Origin of the sequence: Anoxybacillus sp. ST70, from assembly GCF_019553625.1 — a bacterium.
GTDB lineage: Bacteria > Bacillota > Bacilli > Bacillales > Anoxybacillaceae > Anoxybacillus > Anoxybacillus gonensis.
In genome coordinates this window covers 19,406-41,784 of record NZ_JAHZOF010000013.1, presented here as the reverse complement: position 1 = coordinate 41,784, position 22,379 = coordinate 19,406, and the positions used below count along the sequence as shown (strand labels likewise).

Genomic DNA, 22,379 nt, shown 5'->3' with positions numbered 1-22,379 from the left:
TTTATGCGTTAAATTATACAAATATATTTTCTAAATATCAAGTCAATTCTAAAAAATAAATAAAAAAAACGGTGCTCACATCGCACCGCTCTGAGAGATGACTTGTTCTTTTAATGCACGTCTTAAAATTTTTCCTGTTGTATTTTTTGGCAATTCCTCTAAAAATTCAATCGAACTTGGCACTTTATATTTTGCCAAATGCTCGCTACAATAAGCGATTAACTGTTGTTCTGTCAACTGCTTATTTTTACTTACTACATAACATTTTACCGCCTCTCCAAAATTCGGATCTGGCACGCCGATAACTGCGGCTTCCACGACATCCGGATGGCTGTAAAGTACTTCTTCCACTTCACGCGGATATACGTTATATCCCCCAACAATAATCATATCTTTTTTCCGATCAACAATGTAAAAATATCCTTCTTCATCCATTTTCGCTAAGTCACCTGTATATAACCAACCGTCACGAATCGTATGCGCGGTTTCTTCTGGCATTTTATAATATCCTTTCATCACATTCGGACCACGCACGATCAGTTCTCCCACTTCACCAACAGGCACTTCTTCTCCTAATTCATTGACGATTTTATTTTCAACATTCATAATGCTCGTCCCAATCGAGCCCGGTTTACGCGGACGATCAAGCGGATTAAAACATGTGACTGGCGAAGCTTCTGACAGTCCGTACCCTTCGGAAACGATAACTTGAAATTTTTTCTCGAAATTTTTCAATAACGCAACAGGCATCGATGCTCCGCCTGAAATACATAAACGCATATGCGCAAAATCTTCCACTTTTCCGTCTGGATATTGATATAAAAAGTTATACATCGTCGGCACACCTGCAAAAACAGTTGCCTTTTGTTCACGTGCCACTTTAAATACTTCCCCTGGGCTAAATTTCGGAAGAATAAGCACCGTTCCACCGTTCATAAGCGGGGCATTAAGCGCCACCGTCAAACAAAAGACATGAAACATCGGCAACGTCGCAATGACGCGATCATCTTCGTTTATTTTTAAGTAATCTGCGACATCTTGGGCGTTGCTGTATAAATTTTTATGTGTCAACATCGCTCCTTTTGGTTTTCCAGTCGTTCCTGATGTATATAAAATAACCGCCACATCATCATCGTGAAGCTCTGGGCCGACGAACGGTACATCACCTGTCGCAAGCACATTTGTAAACGATTTCATTTTTTCCGGCACAACGATGCCATGTTCTTTTCCTTGCGGTGTTTCACAAATGATGATGTGCTCAACATTCGGTAAACGTCCGTCAAGCTTCATCAACGTCGGCATGACAACATCAAGCGCAATGACAACTTTCACATCGCCGTTTGTTAAAATGTAATGAATTTCATCTGCCGTATAAATAGGGTTAATCGGAATCACCGTCGCCCCCGCACGCATCGCGCCATATAAACTGACGATAAAATACGGTGAATTGCCTAACAATAGCGCCACATGATCCCCTTTGTTTACCCCAAGCTTCGCGAGTCCGCTCGCAAATTTCATGATCGCCCCGTTCAGTTCACCGTACGTTGCTGATGTTTGTTCAAACATATACGCCTGCTTATCTGGCTTTTGCGTAGCTATTTGCTGTAACCGTGAAACTAAATTCATTTTCCCCACCCCTTTAGTGAATGAATGATCATTCATTTTAAAATTAAAAAAATTCTAAATGTATTATATTTTAAAATAAAAAAACAGGCAAGCGAGAAATAATCGCTTACCATGATGATGACTATAAGCTTGTCGCATTCAAATCTCTGTTAAAACGGCTCGCTGTACCGGAGGACAATATGTTGCCGCAACGTTTGTTTCATATACATAATATTTTTTCCCTTCCAATAATAATGTGTTCACATCGATCATTTCACATTGTTTTCCTTCGTTTGTAAAATGCTGCACTACAGCATACATAAGACTTTTTTTGTCAAAATATCTTTCATCGAGTTCAACAACGATTTTACGTTTGTGATTGCTTTCAAATATATGATTAAACATGCTAATGCTCTCCTTTTTGTCATTCTTTGAAAATATGCTTTGTTATGCTTTTTTATCCTTCTCTCGAAAATGCAAGTATCAAATAAATTTCCATTCACTTTCCCTCTTCTTTACACTTCGCATATCGTTTCGCAAAAAATAAAGAAAACAGACCATGAATAAGAAACAATCCTCCTCCGACCCTTTCGAATAAGTTAGGATCATAGAAAAAAGATTTACATATTATAATCAACCCATATATGGAAGATGGAATTCCGAGCAATAAAAAATACAAAAACCATTTTTTATTCGTCATATACAGATGACCCCCGGAAATTTAGCAAACAATTTTATATAAATTATATTTTACCATAAAAGGATGATTTTTAAATAAAAAACAAGGCTTTGTCGCCTTGTATTAAAAAGATATGGAGCGCATTTGGCTATCTGTGGCGCGCAGCAATTCTCCCCACTTTCGATAGCCGCGCATGCGAAATTGTTCTAATAGCTCAACGAATAAATACGCTGTCGTGAGCGCATCGCCGATGGCGGAATGGCGTTCATACATGCGTGTACCAAACGCTTGCGCATATCGCTCTAAATCGCGCATATCATATGACGGTGCAATAAAACCAATTAAATCAAGCGTATCGATAAACGTCGGTTTGCGAAATTTCATTTTTTCGCGGCGCAATTCGTGTTTCATCACAAACAAATCAAACGAAATGTAATGACCGACAAAGCAGACGCTTTGTTTTTGTTCAACAAATCGAAAAAAATGTTGCAATGCTTCAATTGCCGTCGGCGCATGTTTCACTTTTTCTTCTGTAATGTTTGTCAATTCAACAATAACAGGTGGGATATCGCGATTCGGATTTACATACGTATGAAACGTTTCATCTTCCATCACCGTCGTCCCCTTCACTTGCACCGCGCCGATTTCGATTAACCGATCTGTTGTCGCTACATCAAATCCGGTCGTTTCTGTATCAAATACCGTAAAAATAATATCATCAATCGGCGTCGACAACGGGATATGATCGTTTAACTTGTAGTCAATCGCCTTTCGTAAAAAAAACACCCCGATCCCCCCTAAAAATGAGAAAATAATTGCGCCTGCAGTTGCTTTAACGTTTTTAAACTTAACATGAGTTCATCTTTTTCTCTTGTCGTCATCGTTGCAAACGATAAGACAGACGACGATTGTTTATTCGCTTGATAATGATTCCATTTATGGCGAATGTAAATAGCTAGCACGTTTTCAGCCGCTTTTTGCACATCTTTCGCAAATGCAGGAGACAATACTTGCTTTTCTTTTAGCTTCTCAATTCGCTCAAACGGTGTGCCAGATACGATCCCATGAATGAGCCCTAAAATTTGTATGCTATGATGGTACGGAAATAACACTTCTTTTTTCATATCGATTGTTTTTCGCTCAAGCCCGAAAATAGAGCGAATTGGGCGATCAAGCGTCGGAATTTCATTTTGCTTTTCCATCTCAACAAGCCGAAAAAAGAAAATTTTTGCACGATGTAATTGCTCACGAATTTGTTGTTCAAATGCACGATGCAAGTCGATATCGCCATATACAAATCGATACGAGAAAAAGTTTTGCGCCAACAACAAGTTGTCATTTGTCGCATGAATCATCCACTCGCGCAATCGATCTTTCCACGTTTCAAGCGAACCACGCCATGCATTTTCGCTCGCCATCATCTTCCCTTTGCATCGCTCATATCCTGCTTTCTCCATGACACGCACAATCGCCTCTCCAAGCGTTGCAAAATATGAAGCGTGCTCCTCGCTTTCATATACAAGAAAATGATCTTGATCGGTTAGTAAAAACTGTTCCCTCCGTCCGCTTGATCCCATTTGATAAAAAGCAAAACGGCTCGGAGGATCTCCTACTTGTTCGATCGCTAACGATAAACAACGGTAGACGAGTCGATCGTACAGTTTCGTAATCGTATTTAAACATTGAGCAATCGGCACTTGATCGCGCAACATCGTCGCCAACAACTCGTAAATCGCTATTTTCATTTTGGATAACGTCTGTTCATCCGCATGATCAATTTGTTGAATCGTGCGCATCATGCTTTCATTTTTCTTTCGCATTAAATCTGAAAACGTCACAATCCCTTCTACTTTTCCGTCGTCGACAACAGGTAAATGTTTCACTCCTCGCTCAATCATCATAGCAAGCGCATCGTAATAATACGCGAATCGTGAAATCGTCGCGACATGTTTTGTCATCACACGTTCAATAGGTGTGTCATACGGAAGAGACTGTCCAAGCACTCGTTCGACAAGATCCGTTTCCGTTAAAATACCACACAACTTTTGTTCATTCGTCACAACGATCGAACTAATATGAGTCGCCGCCATTTTTTTCGCGGCTTCTTGTACCGTTGCCGTTGATGGTAAAGTGACGACATTACGTACCATTAAATCTTGCACAGGAACGACAAATGATGTAGAATCGCCAAATTTCCGCGCTTGTTTGACTTGTTCAGCAAGCGACACATATACGTCTTTTAAACGGATGCACGCCTGCGCAAGCAAATAGTCATGGACATTCGGATCATCCCATAACCGCGTTAACACAGAAAACGGCATGACAAGCACTTCGCATCGTTCCGCCGCCCGCACAGCAACGAGCTCTTCTTTTCCTTCATTTTTCGATACACCTAAAAAATGGGCTAAGCTTGAAAACCCGATAATCCCACCTTTTTGTACGACTTCAAGCACTTCGTCATACCCTTCATGCTCAACGTATACTTCCGCCACCCCATCAAGCAACAAAACAAGCCCTTTGCGCCGCTCATTTTTCCCTAAAATGAGATCGTCTTTGTCAAACGTCTTTTGTTCACATTCAGCGATAAGCTGTTCGATTTCACGTTGTGGCAACCCCTGAAATAATGGATGCATCAATATCCCCTCCCTTATAAAAACGGCATCTGTATACACAGATGCCTTACATTATCTCATCCACACTTGACCGTCTTTGTATGTCATTTGTTCTGGATAACGGAGGTCATATACTTCTTCTTGCACAGATTGCGAAGGCTCTTTCGTCATCAATGAAACGACGACGTTCGCTGCAATCGCGGCGACTGCTCCAAAAATTCCTGCCCCTGTATCAACAATTCCTGCAACGGAAAAGCCACCGTATTTCGCTGCTAAAATGTAGCCTAACGAAACGACTAACCCGACAAGCATACCTGCAATGGCACCAGCCGCATTTGAGCGTTTCCACCATACCCCAAGTACAAGCGCTGGGAAGAACGTACTTGCCGCAATCGCAAACGCCCACGCAACAATTTGCGTAATTACACCCGGTGGATTTAATGCGACTAAACCAGCTAACAATGTTGCAGCAACGATCGAAATGCGCGCAACAAGCAAACGATTTTGCTCTGATGCGTTCGGACGTAAAATACGATAGTAAATGTCATGCGCAAACGATGACGAAATAGCAATCATTAAACCACCTGCTGTCGATAACGCTGCCGCCATCGCTCCAGCTGCGACTAAGCCGATAACGAACATACCGAGATTTGCAATTTCTGGCGTCGCCATTACGACGATGTCGTTGCTAATGACCATCTCTTGCCATTGTAAAATACCGTCGCCGTTTGCATCCGCAATTTGTAATTTTCCTGTGTTAATCCACTTTTCTGTCCAAGCTGGCAATTCGCTAATTTTTTGACCGACGACATTTTTAATGAGGATGAAGCGTGAAAATGCAGCATACGCAGGCGCTGATAAATAAAGTAACCCGATAAATAAAAGCGCCCATGCTCCCGACCAACGTGCCGCTTTCATCGTTGATACCGTATAAAAGCGAACGATGACATGCGGAAGTCCTGCCGTTCCAGCCATTAACGTAAACATAAGTGCAAGAAACTGCCATTTGCTACCTTTTAAAAATGGTTCTGCATACTGTGAAATTCCTAATTGCTGATCTAACTCTTGAAATTGTCCAACAATTTTTCCGTAAGAAAGCCAAGGAATTGGGTTTCCTGTCAACTGAAGCGACATGAAAACGACCGGAATTAAGTAAGCGGTAATTAAAATGACGTATTGCGCTACTTGCGTCCATGTAATTCCTTTCATTCCGCCAAACGCAGCATAAAACGCAATTAATACAACACCAATCATCGTACCGACTTTTGCGTCCACTTCAAGCAAACGCCCAATAACAACGCCCGAACCAGAAAGCTGCCCGATTGAATAAACGAACGAAATAATAATTGTACAAAGAGCAGCAATCATGCGAGCCGTATGACTTTCATAACGGTCGCCGATAAACTCTGGCACCGTATAGCGACCATATTTGCGAAGCTGTGGAGCGAGTAAAAACGTAAGCAACAAATAACCACCCGTCCAGCCCATAATATATGCAAGACCGTCGTATCCTAACAACATAATCGTACCGGCCATACCGATAAAGGATGCCGCACTCATCCAGTCCGCTGCGATCGCCATTCCGTTTGAAAACGGAGAAATGCCGCGACCTGCTACGTAGAAATCAGACGTTTCTTTCGCCTTATTGTAAATTGCAATCCCGATATATAACGCAAATGATGCAATAATAATGGATAAAGACACGAGAAATTGTGTATCCATATTGCTCCCCCTTCCCCTTTGTTCTCTTAATGATCAAGCGCTTTGCCTGCGCTTAATTGTTCGTTTTTCTCTTCGCTAATGCCGTACTTTTTATCAATGTTGTCGCTTACTTTTGCGTTAATAAACAACAACACGATAAACGTTACAATCGCCCCTTGCGCCCCCATAAAATAATGGAACGGGAAGCCGTTGAACGTCATATTTTTAAACGACTCCGCAAACATGACGACGCCAAATGAAACAATAAACCAAATAATCAAGAAAATAACAATTAATCGCACACGCTCACGGAAATATGAATCCGCCACTTTTTTATCAATTTGTTTCAAACAAACACACCCCCAAGTTAAAAATAAATTTGACCGTTTCTAAAAATGGTGCCGGGAACGTTATGACTTCAAATAAAAAGTAAGCGAAGACTGACAAGAATGGAATGAGTAAAAAGAAAGGCTTTTGCTTGCGAAAAGCAACGTATAAACTTACGACTGTAATCGCTAAGATGAGGTAAAACGCAACCAAACAAATACCCCCTTTATCTTGTAAGCGTTATCATTTTCTTTTAGCCCCCACCTCCTAGTATGTGTTACTAAATTTTAAGAAAATTCTAACACAACCATATTATCTCTACTTTTCAATGGATCGTCAAGCATCTGTTCAAAAAATTTTCAAAATTTTTATTCTGTATTATAACAAAAGGGCAGCGATTCGCTACCCTTCCCATGTCCATCTTGTTTTCGCTAATTGCACATCGCCATGGAAAATCATTTTTGCTTCGTCGACAAGTTGTTCGACGTTGCCGAAATGAGGTAAGTGCGTAAGCAGCAACGTTTCAACGCCTGCATCGCGAGCGATCGTTGCCGCTTCTTCACTCGTCATATGTCCAGCTTGTTTTGCTTGTTGCCCTGCGTAAAAATTGCATTCGCAAATGAGTAAATTCGCCTGTTTAGAAAAAGGAACGAACTGCGATAAATAACTTGAATCGGCTGTGTACACGACCGTTTTTTCTCCTGCGGTGATTCGCATCGCATAACAAATGGCTGGATGTTCCGTTTCCATAAACGAAATCGTAAACGGACCGATATGAAGCGTCTCATTCGGATCGTACGCCACCGCTTTTGTCACCCCTTTATGAGCGAGGCGTGCAAATCCATCTCGATCGAGCGAATGGCCATAAATCGGCAACTCCGGCAAATCGACGCCTAAATTTTTCTTAATCAGTCGGGCATATTGAAGCGGGCCGATATCTGCCACGTGATCGTGATGATAATGCGATACGATGACCGCATCAATTTGTTCAATGTCAAGGACGTTTTGCAGCTGCGCTAACGCTCCGCTTCCGCAGTCGACTAACAGACGAAACCCATCATGTTCGAACAAATAACACGATGTCGCTTCATTTTTTTTCGGAAATGCTCCCCAATAACCGATCACTGTCACTTTCATATGTATTCACCCTTCCTATTGAAATTGTGTACACCTACACAATACCAAATTTTCGTCTCCATTTCACATATACAAATGTTATAAAACAACTATTGACAAATGTGTATCTGTTATAATACAATAAGATTAACAAAAACAAAGGGGATGGGGAACTATGCTAGAAAAAATGTCTGAATTTTATAAAAAGTTACCTCCAAAAACATGTTGCGAATGCGGTAAAGAAATGGAAGAGCAACATGAATGTTATGGCAATGTTTGCGTTCATTGCTTAAACGTTTCTTGCTAAAGTAAAAAGCAGCCATCGTGGCTGCTTTTTACTTTAACTTATATACACGTGCTTCATACGGTTTTAGCACAATTGTTTCAATCGGTTCATTTTCGTCAACTGCATGGTTGCTAATGAGCAGCTGTTTTTCCGTAAACGTCACGTGTGATGGCAATGTAAATGTCGGCTGGTCGCTACTAAAGTTTGTTACCACGAGCAGCTGTTCATCGTTGAACTTGCGCAAATATGCGTAAATTTGTTCATCGTCTTCAAGCAATAACTCGTATGATCCGTACACGATAATCGGATGTTCTTTTCGAAGACGAATCAGCTTTTTGTAATAATGGAATACCGAGTTCTCATCTTTTAACGCTTGTTCAACGTTAATGTCGCGATAATTCGGATTGACATGAATCCACGGCGTGCCTGTCGTAAATCCAGCATGTTCTGTGGCATCCCATTGCATCGGCGTACGTGCATTGTCACGACCACGATAATGAATCGCTTTTAATATTTGATCTGGGTCGTATCCTTTGTTCACAACGACATCGTTCCATAAATTTATTGTTTCAACGTCGCGATAATATTCGATGGACGGAAACGCAACATTTGTCATGCCAATTTCTTGTCCTTGATAAATGTATGGCGTCCCTTGCATCATATGTAGCCATGTCGCCAACATTTTTGCACTTTCGACCCGATACGTTTTATCATCGCCAAAACGAGATACGGAACGTGGTTGATCATGATTCTCTAAATAAAGCGAATTCCATCCTTTTCCGTGCAGCTCCACTTGCCACTTGCTCATAATTTTTTTCAAATCTGTCAGTTTCCACGGTTGAATATCCCACTTCCCAAGATGACTTCCCGGCTTCGAATCGACATCCATATGCTCAAATTGAAATAGCATATTCATGACACCGTCTTGCTCATTTGTAAATTGAATCGCATCTTCCGTCGTCACCATCGGCGTTTCTCCGACCGTCATAATGTCATATTTACTTAACACTTTTTCTTTCATTTCACGCAAATAGTCCATTAACTTCGGTCCATTAACAAAATATTGTCCGCCCCATTGATAACGGTCATTCGGATTCGTCACCGGCGCATCTGGTAAACCTTCGACTTTTGACAACAAGTTAATGACGTCCATGCGAAATCCGTCAATGCCGCGATCTAGCCACCATGTCATCATGTTAAAAATTTCTTCGCGCACCTTTTCGTTTTCCCAGTTTAAATCCGGCTGTTTTTTCGAAAATAAATGTAAATAATATTCCCCTGTCGCCTCATCGTATTGCCATGCGGAGCCGCTAAAAAATGATTGCCAATTGTTCGGTTCTTTTCCGTCTTTCCCCGGACGCCAAATGTAATAATCACGGTACGGATTATCTTTTGATTTGCGCGATTCAATAAACCAATGATGTTCATCGGACGTATGGTTCACAACTAAATCCATCACTAACTTCATACCACGCGCATGCATTTCACGAAGCAGTTCGTCCCAATCAGATAGCGTCCCAAATTCGTCCATAATGTCTTGATAGTCGCTAATATCATAGCCGTTATCGTCGTTTGGCGACTGATAAACAGGCGACAACCAAACAACATCCACACCGAGCTCTTGTAAATAATCTAGCTTTTCAATAATCCCGCGCAAATCACCGATCCCATCCCCGTTTGAATCTTTAAAACTGCGCGGATAAATTTGATACACGACCGCTTCTTTCCACCATTGTTTCGTTTTTGGAATCGATTCCATTCCCTGTTTCCCCTCTCCATTATTCTTTCACTGAACCAGACGTTAAACCAGAAACAATACGACGTTGGAACAATAATACCATAATAACGAGCGGAATGGTCACTATGACCGTTGCTGCTGAAATTTCGCCCCATGGAATGGTATATTGCCCTTGGAACATCGCAATACCGACTGGCACCGTTTTATAGTTTTCTGCTGTGTTAATCGTCAACGCAAATAAAAATTCGTTCCATGCCGCAATAAAAACGAGAATGGATGTCGTAAAAATGCCTGGTACAGCGAGCGGTAAAATCACTTTAAAATACGTTTGAAGCGGTGTTGCTCCGTCCATTTTTGCGGCTTCTTCTAAATCAAACGGAATTTTACGGAAAAACGTCACTAATAGCCAAATAGAAAGCGGCAACGCAAACGTCGTGTACGGAATAATTAATCCTAAATAACTATTCGTCAACTCAAACTTTTTTACAAACATGTAGATCGGCGAAATAGTCGCAATTTGCGGGAACATCGATACCGATAACACGATCCCTAAAATAATCGACTTTCCTTTAAAATCTAGGCGCGCAATCGCATACGCGGCAAACGCTGCTACAAATACGGTGTACACAGTTGTAATCGTCGCAATGACTGTGCTGTTCCATAAATATTTTAAAAACGGATAATTGACAAAAACAGAGACATAACTTTTTAACGTCGGATGGCTCGTAAACCAGTTAAACGCTTCTTCACCAAACAATTCGCTTAACGGCTTAATCGAACTTAATAAAATCCATAAAAATGGGAACATCACTAAAAAAACGAAAACAAATAAAAACACATAAAACAATGGACCGGCTTTCTTTTGCATCGTTGCACCTCCTATTTTCGATCAGAAATGAGGTCAGCACCTAAAAATTTAATGTAAATCGTCGAAATGATCGCTACGCAAATGAAAACGATCACCGCTAACGCTGAACCGCCACCGAAGTTTGTTTGTGAGAACATGACTTTATACGCTAAAATCGAAATCGTTTCTGTCGAGTTTGCTGGTCCGCCGCCTGTTAATACGAAAATTAAGTCAAATACACGGAACGCATCAAGCGTACGGAACAAGAGCGCAACGAGAATGCTTGATTTTAAAAGCGGTAACGTAATTTTGACGAACTGTTGCCACTTTGTCGCTCCGTCAATCGATGCTGCTTCATATAAGGAGCTCGGAATCGTTTGTAATCCGGCAAGCAACAATAATGCCATGTATGGCGTTGTTTTCCATACGTCAGAAAAAATGACGGCAAACATCGCTCCCGCACCTGTCGTTAATAGTTCACTCATATTGTTGATGATGCCAATATCCGCAAAATATTTGGCGACAATCCCGTTTTGTCCGTCATATAAAAACTTCCACATTAATGCGGACACTGCCGTCGGAATCGCCCACGGAATTAAAATCGTTGCCCGAACAAGTCCGCGACCGAAAAACGCTTTATTAATAAGCAATGCAATCGCTAAACCGAGCACTAATTCAATCGAAACAGAAATGACAGTAAACACCGTTGTATTCCAAAGCGCTTTCCATAAACGAGCATCGCTTAAATAGTTTTTATAATGAGCGAGACCGACAAAGTTCGGTTCAATGACCGCTCCGCTTAGCCCGTTGGCAAGCCCTGTTAATTTGTCCCCTTGCTTCAACTGTCCGTTTTCGTTTAACGTTTTTAACGTTTGTTTCGTTTCGCTAATCGTTTTTGTTAAATGTTGTGCCGCTTGTTCATCAATAGAAACGATTTTCATCTCTTCGCTTGGCACTTCAAAATTGTTTAAAATTTCATCTATTTGCTCATATCGTTTTGCTACTTCTTCATCCGCACGAATTTCTTCATCTACTTGTTGCAGCTTTTGTTGCAGTGAGGTAAGCTGCTCTTTTTCATCGCCTGTCGCTTGCGCCATTTCTTGTTTTAATGTGCTCATTAAAAACGGATAACTTTCTAAATATCGTTCTAAGTTTAAGCTGTAGTCAAGATGGAGAGCTGATTTTGCTGGGTTGTTCAAACGATAGTCAAATAAGCTAAAATAAAATGACTGAATAACCGGCCAAATGGCGACGGCTAAAATGAGCAAGAGCGATGGAGCGACAAGAATATACGCTAAACGGCGCTCCGATTTTTTTTCGTTTTTCACTCGTTGTTCCCCCTTTATGCAAAGGATTTAGCCTTCAGCGCTCATATGAGGCTGAAGGCTAACGTGTAACTACTGCATAACTGCTTTAATTTCTTTTTCCATATTCGCTACTGCTTCTTCTACTGTAATTTGTCCTGCAATGGCTTTTGATACGTTAATTTGAATAATTTCAGATACTTCTGGATAGTTTGGTACAACTGGACGTGGTACCGCTGCATTTAATCCGTCAACAAATCCTTGTTCTGCAAAGAATGGGTTCGCTTTTAACACTTCTTCGTCTTTAAATAGTTCTGGAAGCGTTGGTGCTAAACCGCCGTAAATCGCAGAAATTTTTTGACCTTCTGGACCAGTCATAAACTTCACGAACTCCCAAGCTGCTTCTTTATTTTTCGAATATGCGTTAATGGCTGTCATCCATCCGCCTAGTGCCGCAGCTGAACCTTTATCACCAGCAGGCAGTGGCGCAACGCCAACTTTATCAACGATTTTTGATTGCTCTGGATCGTTTGCTAATGCGTATTGGTATGGCCAGTTGCGAATAAATGGCGATTGACCTTCAATAAACGCTGTATGAGATTCTGGCTCTGTAAATGTTGTAATGTTGCTTGGCACAACGTCAGACGTTGCAATTTCAACCATTTTCTTTAATCCTTTAATTGTTTCAGGGCTGTTGACGACAACGTTGTTATTTTCGTCGACGATTTTTCCACCGTATGCCGCAATAAATTCAATCGCGTTACATACTAATCCTTCGTATTGTTTCGCTTGCATTAAGTATCCGAATTGTGTGCCGCCTTTTCCTTTAAACTCGCGAGCAGCTGCTAACAATTCATCCCATGTTTTTGGCACTTTATCTTCTGGAACAATGTCTTTACGATAGAATAATAGTCCTGTGTCAATAAATTTTGGCATCGCCCATTGCTTTCCATCGAAATTTCCAGCTGCAAGCGCACCTTGGTTGTATGCACTTAAATCAATGCCGTCTTTTTCGATGAAACGATCGAGCGGAAGAACATAACCAGCTTGCGCAAACTCTGCTGGCCAAATCACGTCTAAGTCCATGACGTCAATTTCCGATGATTTGGCGTTTAACATCGTCACGTACGCATCGTGCTGCGCTCCTGTATCAGAAGGCATTTCACGAAACTCGACGTCAATGTTTGGATATTTTGCTTCAAACGCTTTTACGATTTCTTCTGTCGCTTTTGTTGCATCTTTCCCGCGAGCATACACGATTTTTACAACTTCTTCAGATTTTTTAGCATCGTCTTTTTTATCCGTTGTTTCCTTCTTGTCTGTGTCTTGACCGCCAGAGCAAGCTGTCAAACCGAGCGTAAGCGCTAACAATGCAGAAGAAAATTTTGTTGCTTTCTTCATGAAAAAATCCCCCTTATTTTTAAAATGAAATGTATGTCAAGCTTCACTTTGGTGAAGCTCGCTACCAACTGTCGATGCGCGAACAACCAGTTGAAGTGGAAATTCGTAAATTTCTTGCGTGTCATATTTTTTCGTCTGAATTTTTTCTACGATAATATCGACTGCTTTTTGCGCCATTTGTTTCACAGGTTGATGCACCGTCGTAATTGTCGGATTCGTTAGCTCTGTAATCGCTTGATTATCAAAACCGACGACCGCTAAATCTTTAGGGATGCGATAGCCGCACGCCAATGCTTCTGATATAATGCCAGCCGCTACTTCATCGCTTCCGGTAAATACGGCAGTCGGCCGATTGGAAAGCGCCATCATTTGTCGAAATACGCGCTTCCCGTCAGCAATGTGAAACGCATCGCGAAAAGCGTATCGTTCATCAAATGTAAGCTTATATTCCGCTAACGCTTTTTTAAAACCAATTTCACGCGATTTGGCTACATTGCTTCGATAGCCACCAGAACAATACGCGATTTTCGTATGACCTTGTTCAAGCAAATGTTTCGTCGCTATGTATCCCCCGTACACTTGATCGAGCCGAACGGTTGGAACGTTTGCACAATCATCAAACTCGTTGCAAAGAACGATCGGCCCATACTGTAAAAAAGGCTTCAGCTGTTTCCACTCATTTTGGATAGAAGCTAAAATGACTCCGTCTACTTGCTTTGTCTTTAATAAATTCATATAGTTTAATTCTTTTTCCGGCGAATAGCGCGTTTGACAAATAATAAGCTGATAGCCATGTTCCGCTGCTGCTATTTCGGTCGCTTCGACAAGTTCGCTAAAAAACGGATTTGTAATACGCGGAATAAATAATGCTAAAATGCTCGTTTTTTGATTCCGCAAACTTCTCGCCGAAGAATTAGGCACATATCCTAGCTTCTCCATCGCTTCAAGCACGAGCTTTCGTTTCTCTTCTGACACGTACGGGTGATTGTTTATGACGCGCGAAATGGTCGTCCGTGAAAGCCCCGTTAGCTTGGCGACATCTTCAATCGTCGCCATCCTCCCATTCCCCCTTATTTCAATCGAAAAGAAACGAATGAAATCGTTTTCATATTCATATTATACTGACATCACCTTGTATATGCAAGTTAATTTTTTAAAAATTTTTTTCATTACAAAAAAGCTTCTGAAGCGTCTTACGCCTCAGAAGCTTGTTCAACGATCGTTGTAAATTGTCGACGATGTTGAATAGTAAAATACGTCATTGTTCCAGCCATCATGACAACGATAAACATAAGCAATTTACCGACATTTTCCCACATAAATGAGAAATCTCCGCTTGAAATGACCGCTTTTAATCCGAAAACGGAATATGTCATTGGAAGCCATGCGTTAAATAGTTGTAATGAGCGTGGAATTAACTCAAGCGGGAACGTTCCAGCGCTTGTTGTTAATTGTAAAATTAATACAACAATACCGATAAATCGTCCAGGATCCCCAAAAACGGTAACGAGAAATTGAATAACAGATAAAAAGGCAATGCTTGTCACAATGCTAAAGATGATAAATAAAGGAGCGCTTTTTACATGCAAATCGAGCCCGAGAAGCAATACGCTATCGGCAAGAAGTGCTTGCAAAACACCGACGATCATGAGTACACCAAATTTCGCAAAAAACCAGCTAAATGGCGAACGTGGCACTTCGGCTGGCTCGCGAAGTGGAAAGACGATTGAAAGTAAAAGAGCCCCAACAAACAATCCTAACGATAAGAAATATGGCGTAAACCCTGTTCCGTAGTTTGGCACTTCATTCATTTTTTCATTTTTTACTTTCACCGGTTCAGCAAACATGTTGTATACATCTTCATTTGCCTTCACATCGCTTGCTTTTTCGGCACCTTCTTTTAGTTTATTTGCTAGTTCTTTCGAGCCATCTGCCAATTGATTCATGCCATCTTGCAATTTCCCTGTTCCGCTCGTTAATTCATTCATTCCGCTTGCCAATTGTTGCGAACCATCTGCCAATCGGTGCGCACCATTTTGAAGTTGATCAGCACCATCCGCAAGAACTTGCAATCCAGAGGCGAGCGTTTTGCCGCCATAAGCAAGCTTTGCTGTTCCTTGCTCCGCTTCTTTCATTTTTTCATACAACGTATTCATGCCTAAAACAAGCTTTTCTTGTCCGTTCGCTAACGCATTTGCACCATTTGCCAATTGTTGTTGTCCGGCAAGCAACTCGTTTACGCCGCGATCGAGAGCGATATGTCCTTCATGTAACTGCTTCGCCCCATAACTTAACGATGTTGCCACTGTTTGCAACGCTTTGGCACCGTCGTTTAACTGGGCCATTCCGCTCTCCACTTGTTTGTTTCCTAATGATATTTGCACAATATTTTGTTTTAATTGCTCATATACCGCTTTTTGCGCTGGATCTGACGTTTGCGCGATAAGGGCATCAAGTTGGACAGCTAACTGCTCCAATCCGCTTGTCACTTGCGCGGCACCGGTTTGTACTTGCGTAGCTCCTTGTTGCCATTCAGCAAGCGATGTCGCTAGCTTTTCTGCTCCCCCGCTCAATTGATCCGAACCCTGCAACAGTTGCGGCATGCGTTCATCGAGTGTTTTCATTCCTTCAAGGACACGATTCGCTCCTGAAGCAAGTGTTTCTGTCCCTTCTTTTGCTTGCTGCGCTCCAGCAACCAACTGTCCTTGCCCATCCATCATGCGCTTCATTCCGTCATGAAGCGTTTGGACGCCTGTTTGCACTTGCATTGAACCGTCAGCCGCTTGATGCAATCCGTCGGTAAATGCGATTGATTTTTCCGCAAGTGTCGCTAAATGGCGATACAATTCGTTCGAGCCATCTTGCGCTTTGTTCATGCCATCATATAGTTTATCCGTTCCTTCTTTTGCATCAACGAGTCCATCATGCAACTTTTCTGCTCCGTCGCTCGCTTTTGTTAACCCATCTGCCAACGTTTTTACGCTCTCTAACATGTTTTCTGCGTACGTTTCAGTTAATGTTTTTGCTACTTCCGTTTTTATTTTTTCAACCGCCGTTGCGCCAATTTGGGCAGATAAAAAGTTAAATCCTTCATTTGGCTTGTAAATGAGTTGTAGTTTCTTCGGGTGATCATCTTGTAACGTCGTAGCATGTTGTGAAAAATGTTCAGGAATTTCAATGAGCATATAATATCGTTGTTCTTTTAACCCTTTTTCCCCTTCTTGTTCATTTACAAAATGCCAATCAAACTGCTTCTTTTCTTTTAACTTATCGACAAGATCGTCACCAATATGGAGCTCTTTCTCTTCAAACGTTGCTCCTTTGTCTTTGTTTACAACAGCGACAGGTAAATCATCTAAATGATCGTACGGATCCCAAAACGCCCATAAAAACATGCCGCTATATAAAAGTGGAATAAACAACACAGCGATAATCGGAATGAGCACTTTCCGATTGGACGTGACCGCTTTTATTTCTTTCATCAACAATTTACTCAACCCCCTTTTTAAAACATTGACCAATTTGTTCATTTAGTCATTTCTTACAAAAAAGAGAAGGATCATCTCGGAGATAATCCTTTTAACAAATATAAATCAAACAGCTCGGCAATTTTTTGTCGGGACAATGGCTCGTGCTCTTTTTCCCATTCGACGTTTAAAGCGATATACATTTTAAACATTAAAAACGCCGTTAATTCCACATCGTACGAACAAATTTCCCCTTTTGCCATCGCCTCTTCAATTTTTTCGCGAATGTAAGCGATCATTTCACGATCAAGTCGCTTCATGACGTCTCGCACAGCTGGCGTGCCAATATCACGAACTTCTTGTAAAAGCTTTATCGTCAGTTCGTGCTCTTTGCGAAACGTAAAAATACGCTGCAAAGCACGTTGTACGTTTTCGTTAAACGATAAGCGTGGATCAATCGCTGCATCCGCCTCACACTTAATTTCAGAAATGATGGAAGAAACGATCTCTTCAAGCAGCTCTTCTTTGCTTTTAAAAAACGTATAAATCGTTCCTTTTCCAACGTTCGCCATTTTCGCTACTTGGTCCATCGTCGTCGCTTTATATCCAAAAAGCGAAAACGACTTCGCTGCCGCTTCAATAATTTGTTTTCTTTTTTCCGACATAGGCGTTCATCCTTTGTTTTGACTAAATGAACATTTTGGTCATTTCGTTTTATATCGTAACATAAACAACATACAGTTGCAACAAAAAAGGTGCCTTATTTTAAGAAGACACCTTTTCCTTCGTGTAACATAAATAGTGCAACACTTTTTTTACCGCTTCTTCCCCTTGATCAATACAATCCGGAAGTCCGAGACCTTCATATGAACTTCCCGCTAAAAAGATGCCCGGAAGATGTTGTTGCATATTTTGTTTGACGCGCTCGATTCGCTCGCGATGACCGACAGTATATTGCGGCATCGATTGTTTCCAACGCGTCACGATCGAAAACATCGGTTTCATCGTTATGTTCATCACTTTATTTAAATCGTCCATCACCACTTGGACAATATCATCATCTGTTTGTTCAACGATCGCTTCATCTCCAGGGCGCCCGACATAGCAACGCAACAACACGTAGCCTTCTGGTGTCGTATGCGGCCATTTTTTATGCGTCCACGTACATGCCGTAATCGTATAGTCGCTATCTCGTGAAACGACAAATCCTGTTCCGTTCATATCTTTTGCTACCGCCTCTTTCGGAAAGGCTAATGCGACCGTTGCGACAGATGTAGATGGCATCGTTTCAAAAGAAGAAAACATCGGTTCGTTCGGAAAAAGCGATGTTAACGATTGATGTGGAACCGCAACGATGACGCTATCCGCTTCTTTTTTCTCTCCGTTGCTTAACGTTAACACATATCGGTCATCTATCTTTTCAATGAGCTCAACACGTACCCCTTTATGCACGGTTCCTTTTTCGAGCTTTTGCTCTATGGCATCAACGAGCGATGACAACCCTGTTTTTAACGTTTGGAAAATGCCTTTGTCGCTTTTTTGTTTCGTTTTTTGCTTTGGCATCGATCGTTTCATCCCTAGCACAAGACTTCCGTGCTTTTGCTCTAAATGGAAATATTGAGGGAATGTCGCCATTAAGCTTAACTGATCGATATCCCCCGCATAAATGCCCGATAGTAAAGGCTCGATTAACCGATCGACAACTTCATTGCCGAGACGGCGACGGAAAAACTGACCGAGCGATACATCTCCTTCTGTTTTCAACGGCGGCAAAACAAAGTCAGCAGCGGCACGAAGCTTGCCAAACGGAGAAAAAAGACGCGTCACGACAAACGGGGCAAGCTTTGTCGGGATCCCCATCACCGCTCCGCCCGGAATCGGATGTAGCGTTCGATTCACTAAAATGTACGATTGACCGGCCGTGTTATGCACAAGTTCTTTTTCAAGCCCGACTTCGTGAATAAGACGTGAAGCGCTCATTTTTCGTGCTAAAAAAGAGTCTGGACCGCGTTCAATAACAAACCCGTCGCGATACACCGTTTGCACTTTTCCTCCAAGTCGATGGCTCGCTTCAATTAATTCACACGAAATCGGCAGCTGATTTTCTCGCGCTTCTTTTTGCAAGTAATACGCAGCTGTCAATCCCGTCATTCCACCGCCAATAATGACGACTTTCTTTTTCATAATGACTCGCCTTCTTTACGTAAATGGTTTAAAACAACGGTTGCAAGGGCGTCAATAAACTGTGGATGCGCATTTGGCATCGGTGGACGATAGTAACTTACCCCTAATTCGTCCGTTACTTGCTTACATTCAATGTCGTTATCGTATAATACTTCTAAATGATCTGCGACAAACCCCGCTGGAACATATACAAACGCCTCGTATTTCTTTTCTTCGTATAATTGTCGTGTTAAATCTTGCACATCAGGGCCTAACCACGGCTCTGGCGTATTCCCTGCACTTTGCCATCCGATCACATACTCGGAAACACCTGCTTCTTTCGCAATCAAATCTGCTGTTTCTTGTAGCTGTTTCGGATACGGATCTCCCATAGCAATAATTTTTTCAGGCAAGCTATGCGCTGACACAATTAATACAGCTTTGTTTCGTTCTTGCTCAGACATCGTTGCATACGTTTCTTTTACTCGATCTGCCCAATATTGAATAAATTTTGGCTCAGTATACCAACTTTCCACACACGTCAATGTCGGTCCACCTAAACGAGCCGCTTCTTCTTTCGCTCGCCCGTTGTACGATTTGACGCTAAATGTTGAAAAATGTGGGGCTAATACGATCGAAACCGCTTCTGTCACACCGTCTTCATGCATTTGCCGAACGGCATCTTCAACGAACGGTTCAATATGCTTCAACCCTAAGTATACGCGAAATTCAACGTCATCTTGCACTTCATTTAGCCGTTCAGCAAGCTTTTCCGCCTGTTCCTTCGTAATGGCCGCAAGCGGAGAAATCCCCCCGATCGCTTCATATCGCTCACGAAGATCAGCCAACATTTCTTCCGACGGTTTGCGACCGTGCCGAATATGCGTATAATATCGCTCTAAATCCTCCTCTTTGTATGGCGTACCATACGCCATGACAAGCAGTCCCATGACTTTTTTTGACATCGTTCATTCATCCTTTTCTTTTTGCTGAATATTCATGGATAAACGCCGTAAGCCGTTTTAACGTCTTCGGCTGAATTTGTGGGAAAATGCCATGCCCTAAGTTAAATACGTACCCACCTTCATGTGCCATTCCTTCATCTAAAATTTGTTTCACGCGCGCTTCAATCACTTCCCATGGCGCAAGCAACACGGCTGGATCTAAGTTGCCTTGGAGCGCTTTCGTTAGTCCCATGTCTTTCGCTTCACGAATTGGTAAACGCCAATCTAAACCGACGACGTCAAGCGGCAAGTCATGCCATTCTTTCGCTAAATGACTTGCACCGACACCGAACATAATAAGCGGCACATTTTCGTCGCGAAGTGCTGTAAAAATACGCTCCATCGTCGGTTTAATAAATTGACGATAATCGGCAACGTTCACCGCTCCGACCCATGAATCGAAAATTTGAATCGCGCTTGCTCCTGCACGAATTTGCGCTTTGACGTAACGAATCGTCATATCCGCTAGTTTATCCATCAGTGCAAACCATGCTTTCGGTTCTGCATACATAAACGCTTTCGTTTTATTATAGTTTTTCGACGGCCCACCTTCAATCATGTAGCTCGCTAATGTAAACGGCGCACCGGCAAAACCGATCAACGGCACAGTCAGTTGCTCTTTCGTTAATATTCGAATCGTTTCAAGCACGTACGGTACATCACTTTCTGGGTCGATTTCACCGAGGCGTTCGACATCGGCAAGAGAGCGAATTGGATTCGCAATGACCGGTCCAATTCCCGCTTTAATATCAACGTCAACCCCAATGGCTGGAAGCGGTGACATAATATCTTTGTAAAGAATCGCCGCATCGACGTTATATTGTTCGACAGGCAAACGTGTCACGTACGCACATAGCTCTGGTTGATGAGTAATTTCAAAAAGGGAATACTTCTCCTTTAAAGCCCGATATTCTGGTTGTGAACGTCCTGCTTGTCTCATGTACCAAACTGGAACGTATTCCGTCGCTTCTCCGCGACAAGCGCGTAAAAATGTATCGTTTTTAATCATCATGTCCATCCTTTCACATTATGTAATCGCTTATATTATAGTGTAGCGAAATAACTTATTTGTTTCCACTAACACAACTATATCGATTTTTTCACCGTCTGGGTAGTAATAATACGCAACGTTCATGAAATCGCCAAGAAGAAAAGAAAGTGATAAAATACGAGTAGTGGATGAAAGGAGAGGATGTTCGTGTACGTATTTATAACAAATGGTACGATCGATTATTTACAACGATTGCGCAATCAATATCCGAGCGAGCAAATGTTGCTCGTATGCGATGGAGAAAACGGAATGCTCATTCATGAGACGGAAGGAAAAAGCGTCTTTCATGAGCCGCGTCCGTATGAAGTACTTGATGCTGTCGGATCATTCGGAGGGACGTTTGTGGTGTGTAATAACATTCCTGTCACCGATGAAGGAAGACCGCTATTTGAACATCGGTTTCAACAGCGGGCGCGCTTAATTGAACAAGAACCAGGATTTATCGCCATTCGCGTCTTACGTCCGTTAAAAAGCGATACATACGTCATTATGACGATGTGGGAAAACGAAAGTGCCTTTCGCCGTTGGCAACAATCAAAAGCGTATGAAAAAGCGCATCAAAAACGTGGCACAGAAGAAGGAATTGATCAACAACGCTCCATTTTCCCGCGTCCATCCTATGTGACAACATATACAGTCGTAAAAGAAGGCTGACATCTCGTCAGCCTTTAGTCGTTCCAAGCGTTCATGCCGCCACGCACATTGACGACGCGCTTAAAACCATTTTTCACTAATATTTTCGCTGCTTGATTGCTGCGCATGCCGCTTTGGCAAATAACAATCGTTTCTTTCTCGCGATCGAGCTCATGTAGTTGATCAGCCAACTGATGAAGCGGGATATTTTTAAATTGACGAATGTTGCGCGCACGATATTCCGCAGGTGTGCGTACATCAATAAATTGGCGGTCTTTCGTTTGTTTTAATTTTTCTTTTAACTCATCTGGTGTAATATGCTCCACACCTTTTGTCGGCAACATTTTTGCCGCAACAAAATAAATAAGCAAAATGATGAGAACGACATTAATCCATGTACCCATATATGCTCCTCCTAAATACGTATATGGGTATATTACATTGT

The 22,379-nt window shown here is 41.9% G+C and carries 21 protein-coding genes; 2 read left to right on the top strand and 19 right to left on the bottom strand.

Annotation, left to right across the window (positions count from 1 at the left end):
- Positions 1 to 75: 75 nt before the first annotated feature.
- From K1I43_RS14005 to K1I43_RS13970, 8 genes are all read right to left on the bottom strand, one after another.
- On the bottom strand, positions 76 to 1,626 hold the full coding sequence (locus tag K1I43_RS14005) for a fatty acid--CoA ligase family protein (protein WP_019417037.1): 1,551 nt from the start codon (positions 1,624 to 1,626) through the stop codon (positions 76 to 78).
- 138 nt (positions 1,627 to 1,764) lie between these two features.
- Positions 1,765 to 2,010: a hypothetical protein gene (locus K1I43_RS14000; RefSeq protein WP_019417038.1), complete on the bottom strand. Its 246-nt coding sequence runs from the start codon at positions 2,008 to 2,010 to the stop codon at positions 1,765 to 1,767.
- 397 nt (positions 2,011 to 2,407) lie between these two features.
- Positions 2,408 to 3,070, bottom strand: a complete 663-nt coding sequence (locus K1I43_RS13995) for a 3'-5' exonuclease (RefSeq protein WP_019417040.1) — start codon at positions 3,068 to 3,070, stop codon at positions 2,408 to 2,410.
- An 11-nt stretch (positions 3,071 to 3,081) separates the two neighbouring features.
- The gene (locus K1I43_RS13990; RefSeq protein ID WP_019417041.1) at positions 3,082 to 4,917 is read right to left on the bottom strand and encodes a DUF294 nucleotidyltransferase-like domain-containing protein; all 1,836 of its coding nucleotides are present in this window, start codon (positions 4,915 to 4,917) and stop codon (positions 3,082 to 3,084) included.
- Between the two features lie 51 nt (positions 4,918 to 4,968).
- Positions 4,969 to 6,618, bottom strand: coding sequence for a sodium:solute symporter family protein (locus K1I43_RS13985; protein ID WP_019417042.1), 1,650 nt, complete (start codon positions 6,616 to 6,618; stop codon positions 4,969 to 4,971).
- A 26-nt stretch (positions 6,619 to 6,644) separates the two neighbouring features.
- Positions 6,645 to 6,947, bottom strand: a complete 303-nt coding sequence (locus tag K1I43_RS13980) for a DUF4212 domain-containing protein (protein WP_019417043.1) — start codon at positions 6,945 to 6,947, stop codon at positions 6,645 to 6,647.
- Positions 6,934 to 7,137 carry a hypothetical protein gene (locus K1I43_RS13975; protein ID WP_009361982.1) on the bottom strand — a complete coding sequence of 68 codons (204 nt, stop codon included), beginning with the start codon at positions 7,135 to 7,137 and terminating at the stop codon, positions 6,934 to 6,936. The genes K1I43_RS13980 and K1I43_RS13975 overlap by 14 nt, the downstream gene beginning before the upstream one ends.
- A gap of 189 nt (positions 7,138 to 7,326) precedes the next feature.
- Positions 7,327 to 8,061 (bottom strand): MBL fold metallo-hydrolase, encoded by a 735-nt coding sequence (locus K1I43_RS13970; RefSeq protein ID WP_019417044.1) that lies wholly within the window; start codon positions 8,059 to 8,061, stop codon positions 7,327 to 7,329.
- A 154-nt stretch (positions 8,062 to 8,215) separates the two neighbouring features.
- Between K1I43_RS13970 and yhfH the strand changes: the two genes are divergently transcribed.
- Positions 8,216 to 8,347 carry a protein YhfH gene (gene yhfH, locus K1I43_RS13965; protein WP_009361984.1) on the top strand — a complete coding sequence of 44 codons (132 nt, stop codon included), beginning with the start codon at positions 8,216 to 8,218 and terminating at the stop codon, positions 8,345 to 8,347.
- A 28-nt stretch (positions 8,348 to 8,375) separates the two neighbouring features.
- On the opposite strand, the gene K1I43_RS13960 is transcribed toward yhfH, so the two are convergent.
- The 10 genes from K1I43_RS13960 to hemE form a co-directional block, all read right to left on the bottom strand.
- Complete coding sequence (locus tag K1I43_RS13960; RefSeq protein ID WP_220382684.1) at positions 8,376 to 10,085, bottom strand: glycoside hydrolase family 13 protein; 1,710 nt, start codon at positions 10,083 to 10,085, stop codon at positions 8,376 to 8,378.
- A 19-nt stretch (positions 10,086 to 10,104) separates the two neighbouring features.
- Positions 10,105 to 10,932 (bottom strand): carbohydrate ABC transporter permease, encoded by an 828-nt coding sequence (locus tag K1I43_RS13955; RefSeq protein WP_003395595.1) that lies wholly within the window; start codon positions 10,930 to 10,932, stop codon positions 10,105 to 10,107.
- 11 nt (positions 10,933 to 10,943) lie between these two features.
- The gene (locus tag K1I43_RS13950) at positions 10,944 to 12,239 is read right to left on the bottom strand and encodes an ABC transporter permease subunit (RefSeq protein ID WP_019417045.1); all 1,296 of its coding nucleotides are present in this window, start codon (positions 12,237 to 12,239) and stop codon (positions 10,944 to 10,946) included.
- Between the two features lie 69 nt (positions 12,240 to 12,308).
- A complete protein-coding gene (locus K1I43_RS13945) occupies positions 12,309 to 13,616 on the bottom strand; it encodes an ABC transporter substrate-binding protein (RefSeq protein WP_009361987.1) in 1,308 nt (435 codons plus the stop codon).
- A gap of 36 nt (positions 13,617 to 13,652) precedes the next feature.
- Positions 13,653 to 14,672, bottom strand: coding sequence for a LacI family DNA-binding transcriptional regulator (locus K1I43_RS13940; protein ID WP_019417046.1), 1,020 nt, complete (start codon positions 14,670 to 14,672; stop codon positions 13,653 to 13,655).
- A gap of 137 nt (positions 14,673 to 14,809) precedes the next feature.
- On the bottom strand, positions 14,810 to 17,146 hold the full coding sequence (locus K1I43_RS13935) for a YhgE/Pip domain-containing protein (protein WP_050982321.1): 2,337 nt from the start codon (positions 17,144 to 17,146) through the stop codon (positions 14,810 to 14,812).
- A 29-nt stretch (positions 17,147 to 17,175) separates the two neighbouring features.
- Positions 17,176 to 17,748, bottom strand: a complete 573-nt coding sequence (locus K1I43_RS13930) for a TetR/AcrR family transcriptional regulator (protein WP_019417048.1) — start codon at positions 17,746 to 17,748, stop codon at positions 17,176 to 17,178.
- 100 nt (positions 17,749 to 17,848) lie between these two features.
- Entirely contained in the window at positions 17,849 to 19,267 is a 1,419-nt protein-coding gene (hemY, locus tag K1I43_RS13925) for a protoporphyrinogen oxidase (protein WP_019417049.1), read from the bottom strand.
- On the bottom strand, positions 19,264 to 20,211 hold the full coding sequence (gene hemH, locus K1I43_RS13920; protein WP_019417050.1) for a ferrochelatase: 948 nt from the start codon (positions 20,209 to 20,211) through the stop codon (positions 19,264 to 19,266). The genes hemY and hemH overlap by 4 nt, the downstream gene beginning before the upstream one ends.
- A gap of 7 nt (positions 20,212 to 20,218) precedes the next feature.
- Positions 20,219 to 21,268 carry a uroporphyrinogen decarboxylase gene (hemE, locus tag K1I43_RS13915; RefSeq protein ID WP_220382683.1) on the bottom strand — a complete coding sequence of 350 codons (1,050 nt, stop codon included), beginning with the start codon at positions 21,266 to 21,268 and terminating at the stop codon, positions 20,219 to 20,221.
- 180 nt (positions 21,269 to 21,448) lie between these two features.
- Between hemE and K1I43_RS13910 the strand changes: the two genes are divergently transcribed.
- Entirely contained in the window at positions 21,449 to 21,955 is a 507-nt protein-coding gene (locus K1I43_RS13910) for an antibiotic biosynthesis monooxygenase family protein (RefSeq protein WP_009361994.1), read from the top strand.
- A gap of 14 nt (positions 21,956 to 21,969) precedes the next feature.
- Here the strand turns inward: K1I43_RS13910 and K1I43_RS13905 are convergent, their stop codons facing one another.
- Positions 21,970 to 22,338, bottom strand: a complete 369-nt coding sequence (locus K1I43_RS13905) for a rhodanese-like domain-containing protein (protein ID WP_035064757.1) — start codon at positions 22,336 to 22,338, stop codon at positions 21,970 to 21,972.
- Positions 22,339 to 22,379: the final 41 nt, after the last annotated feature.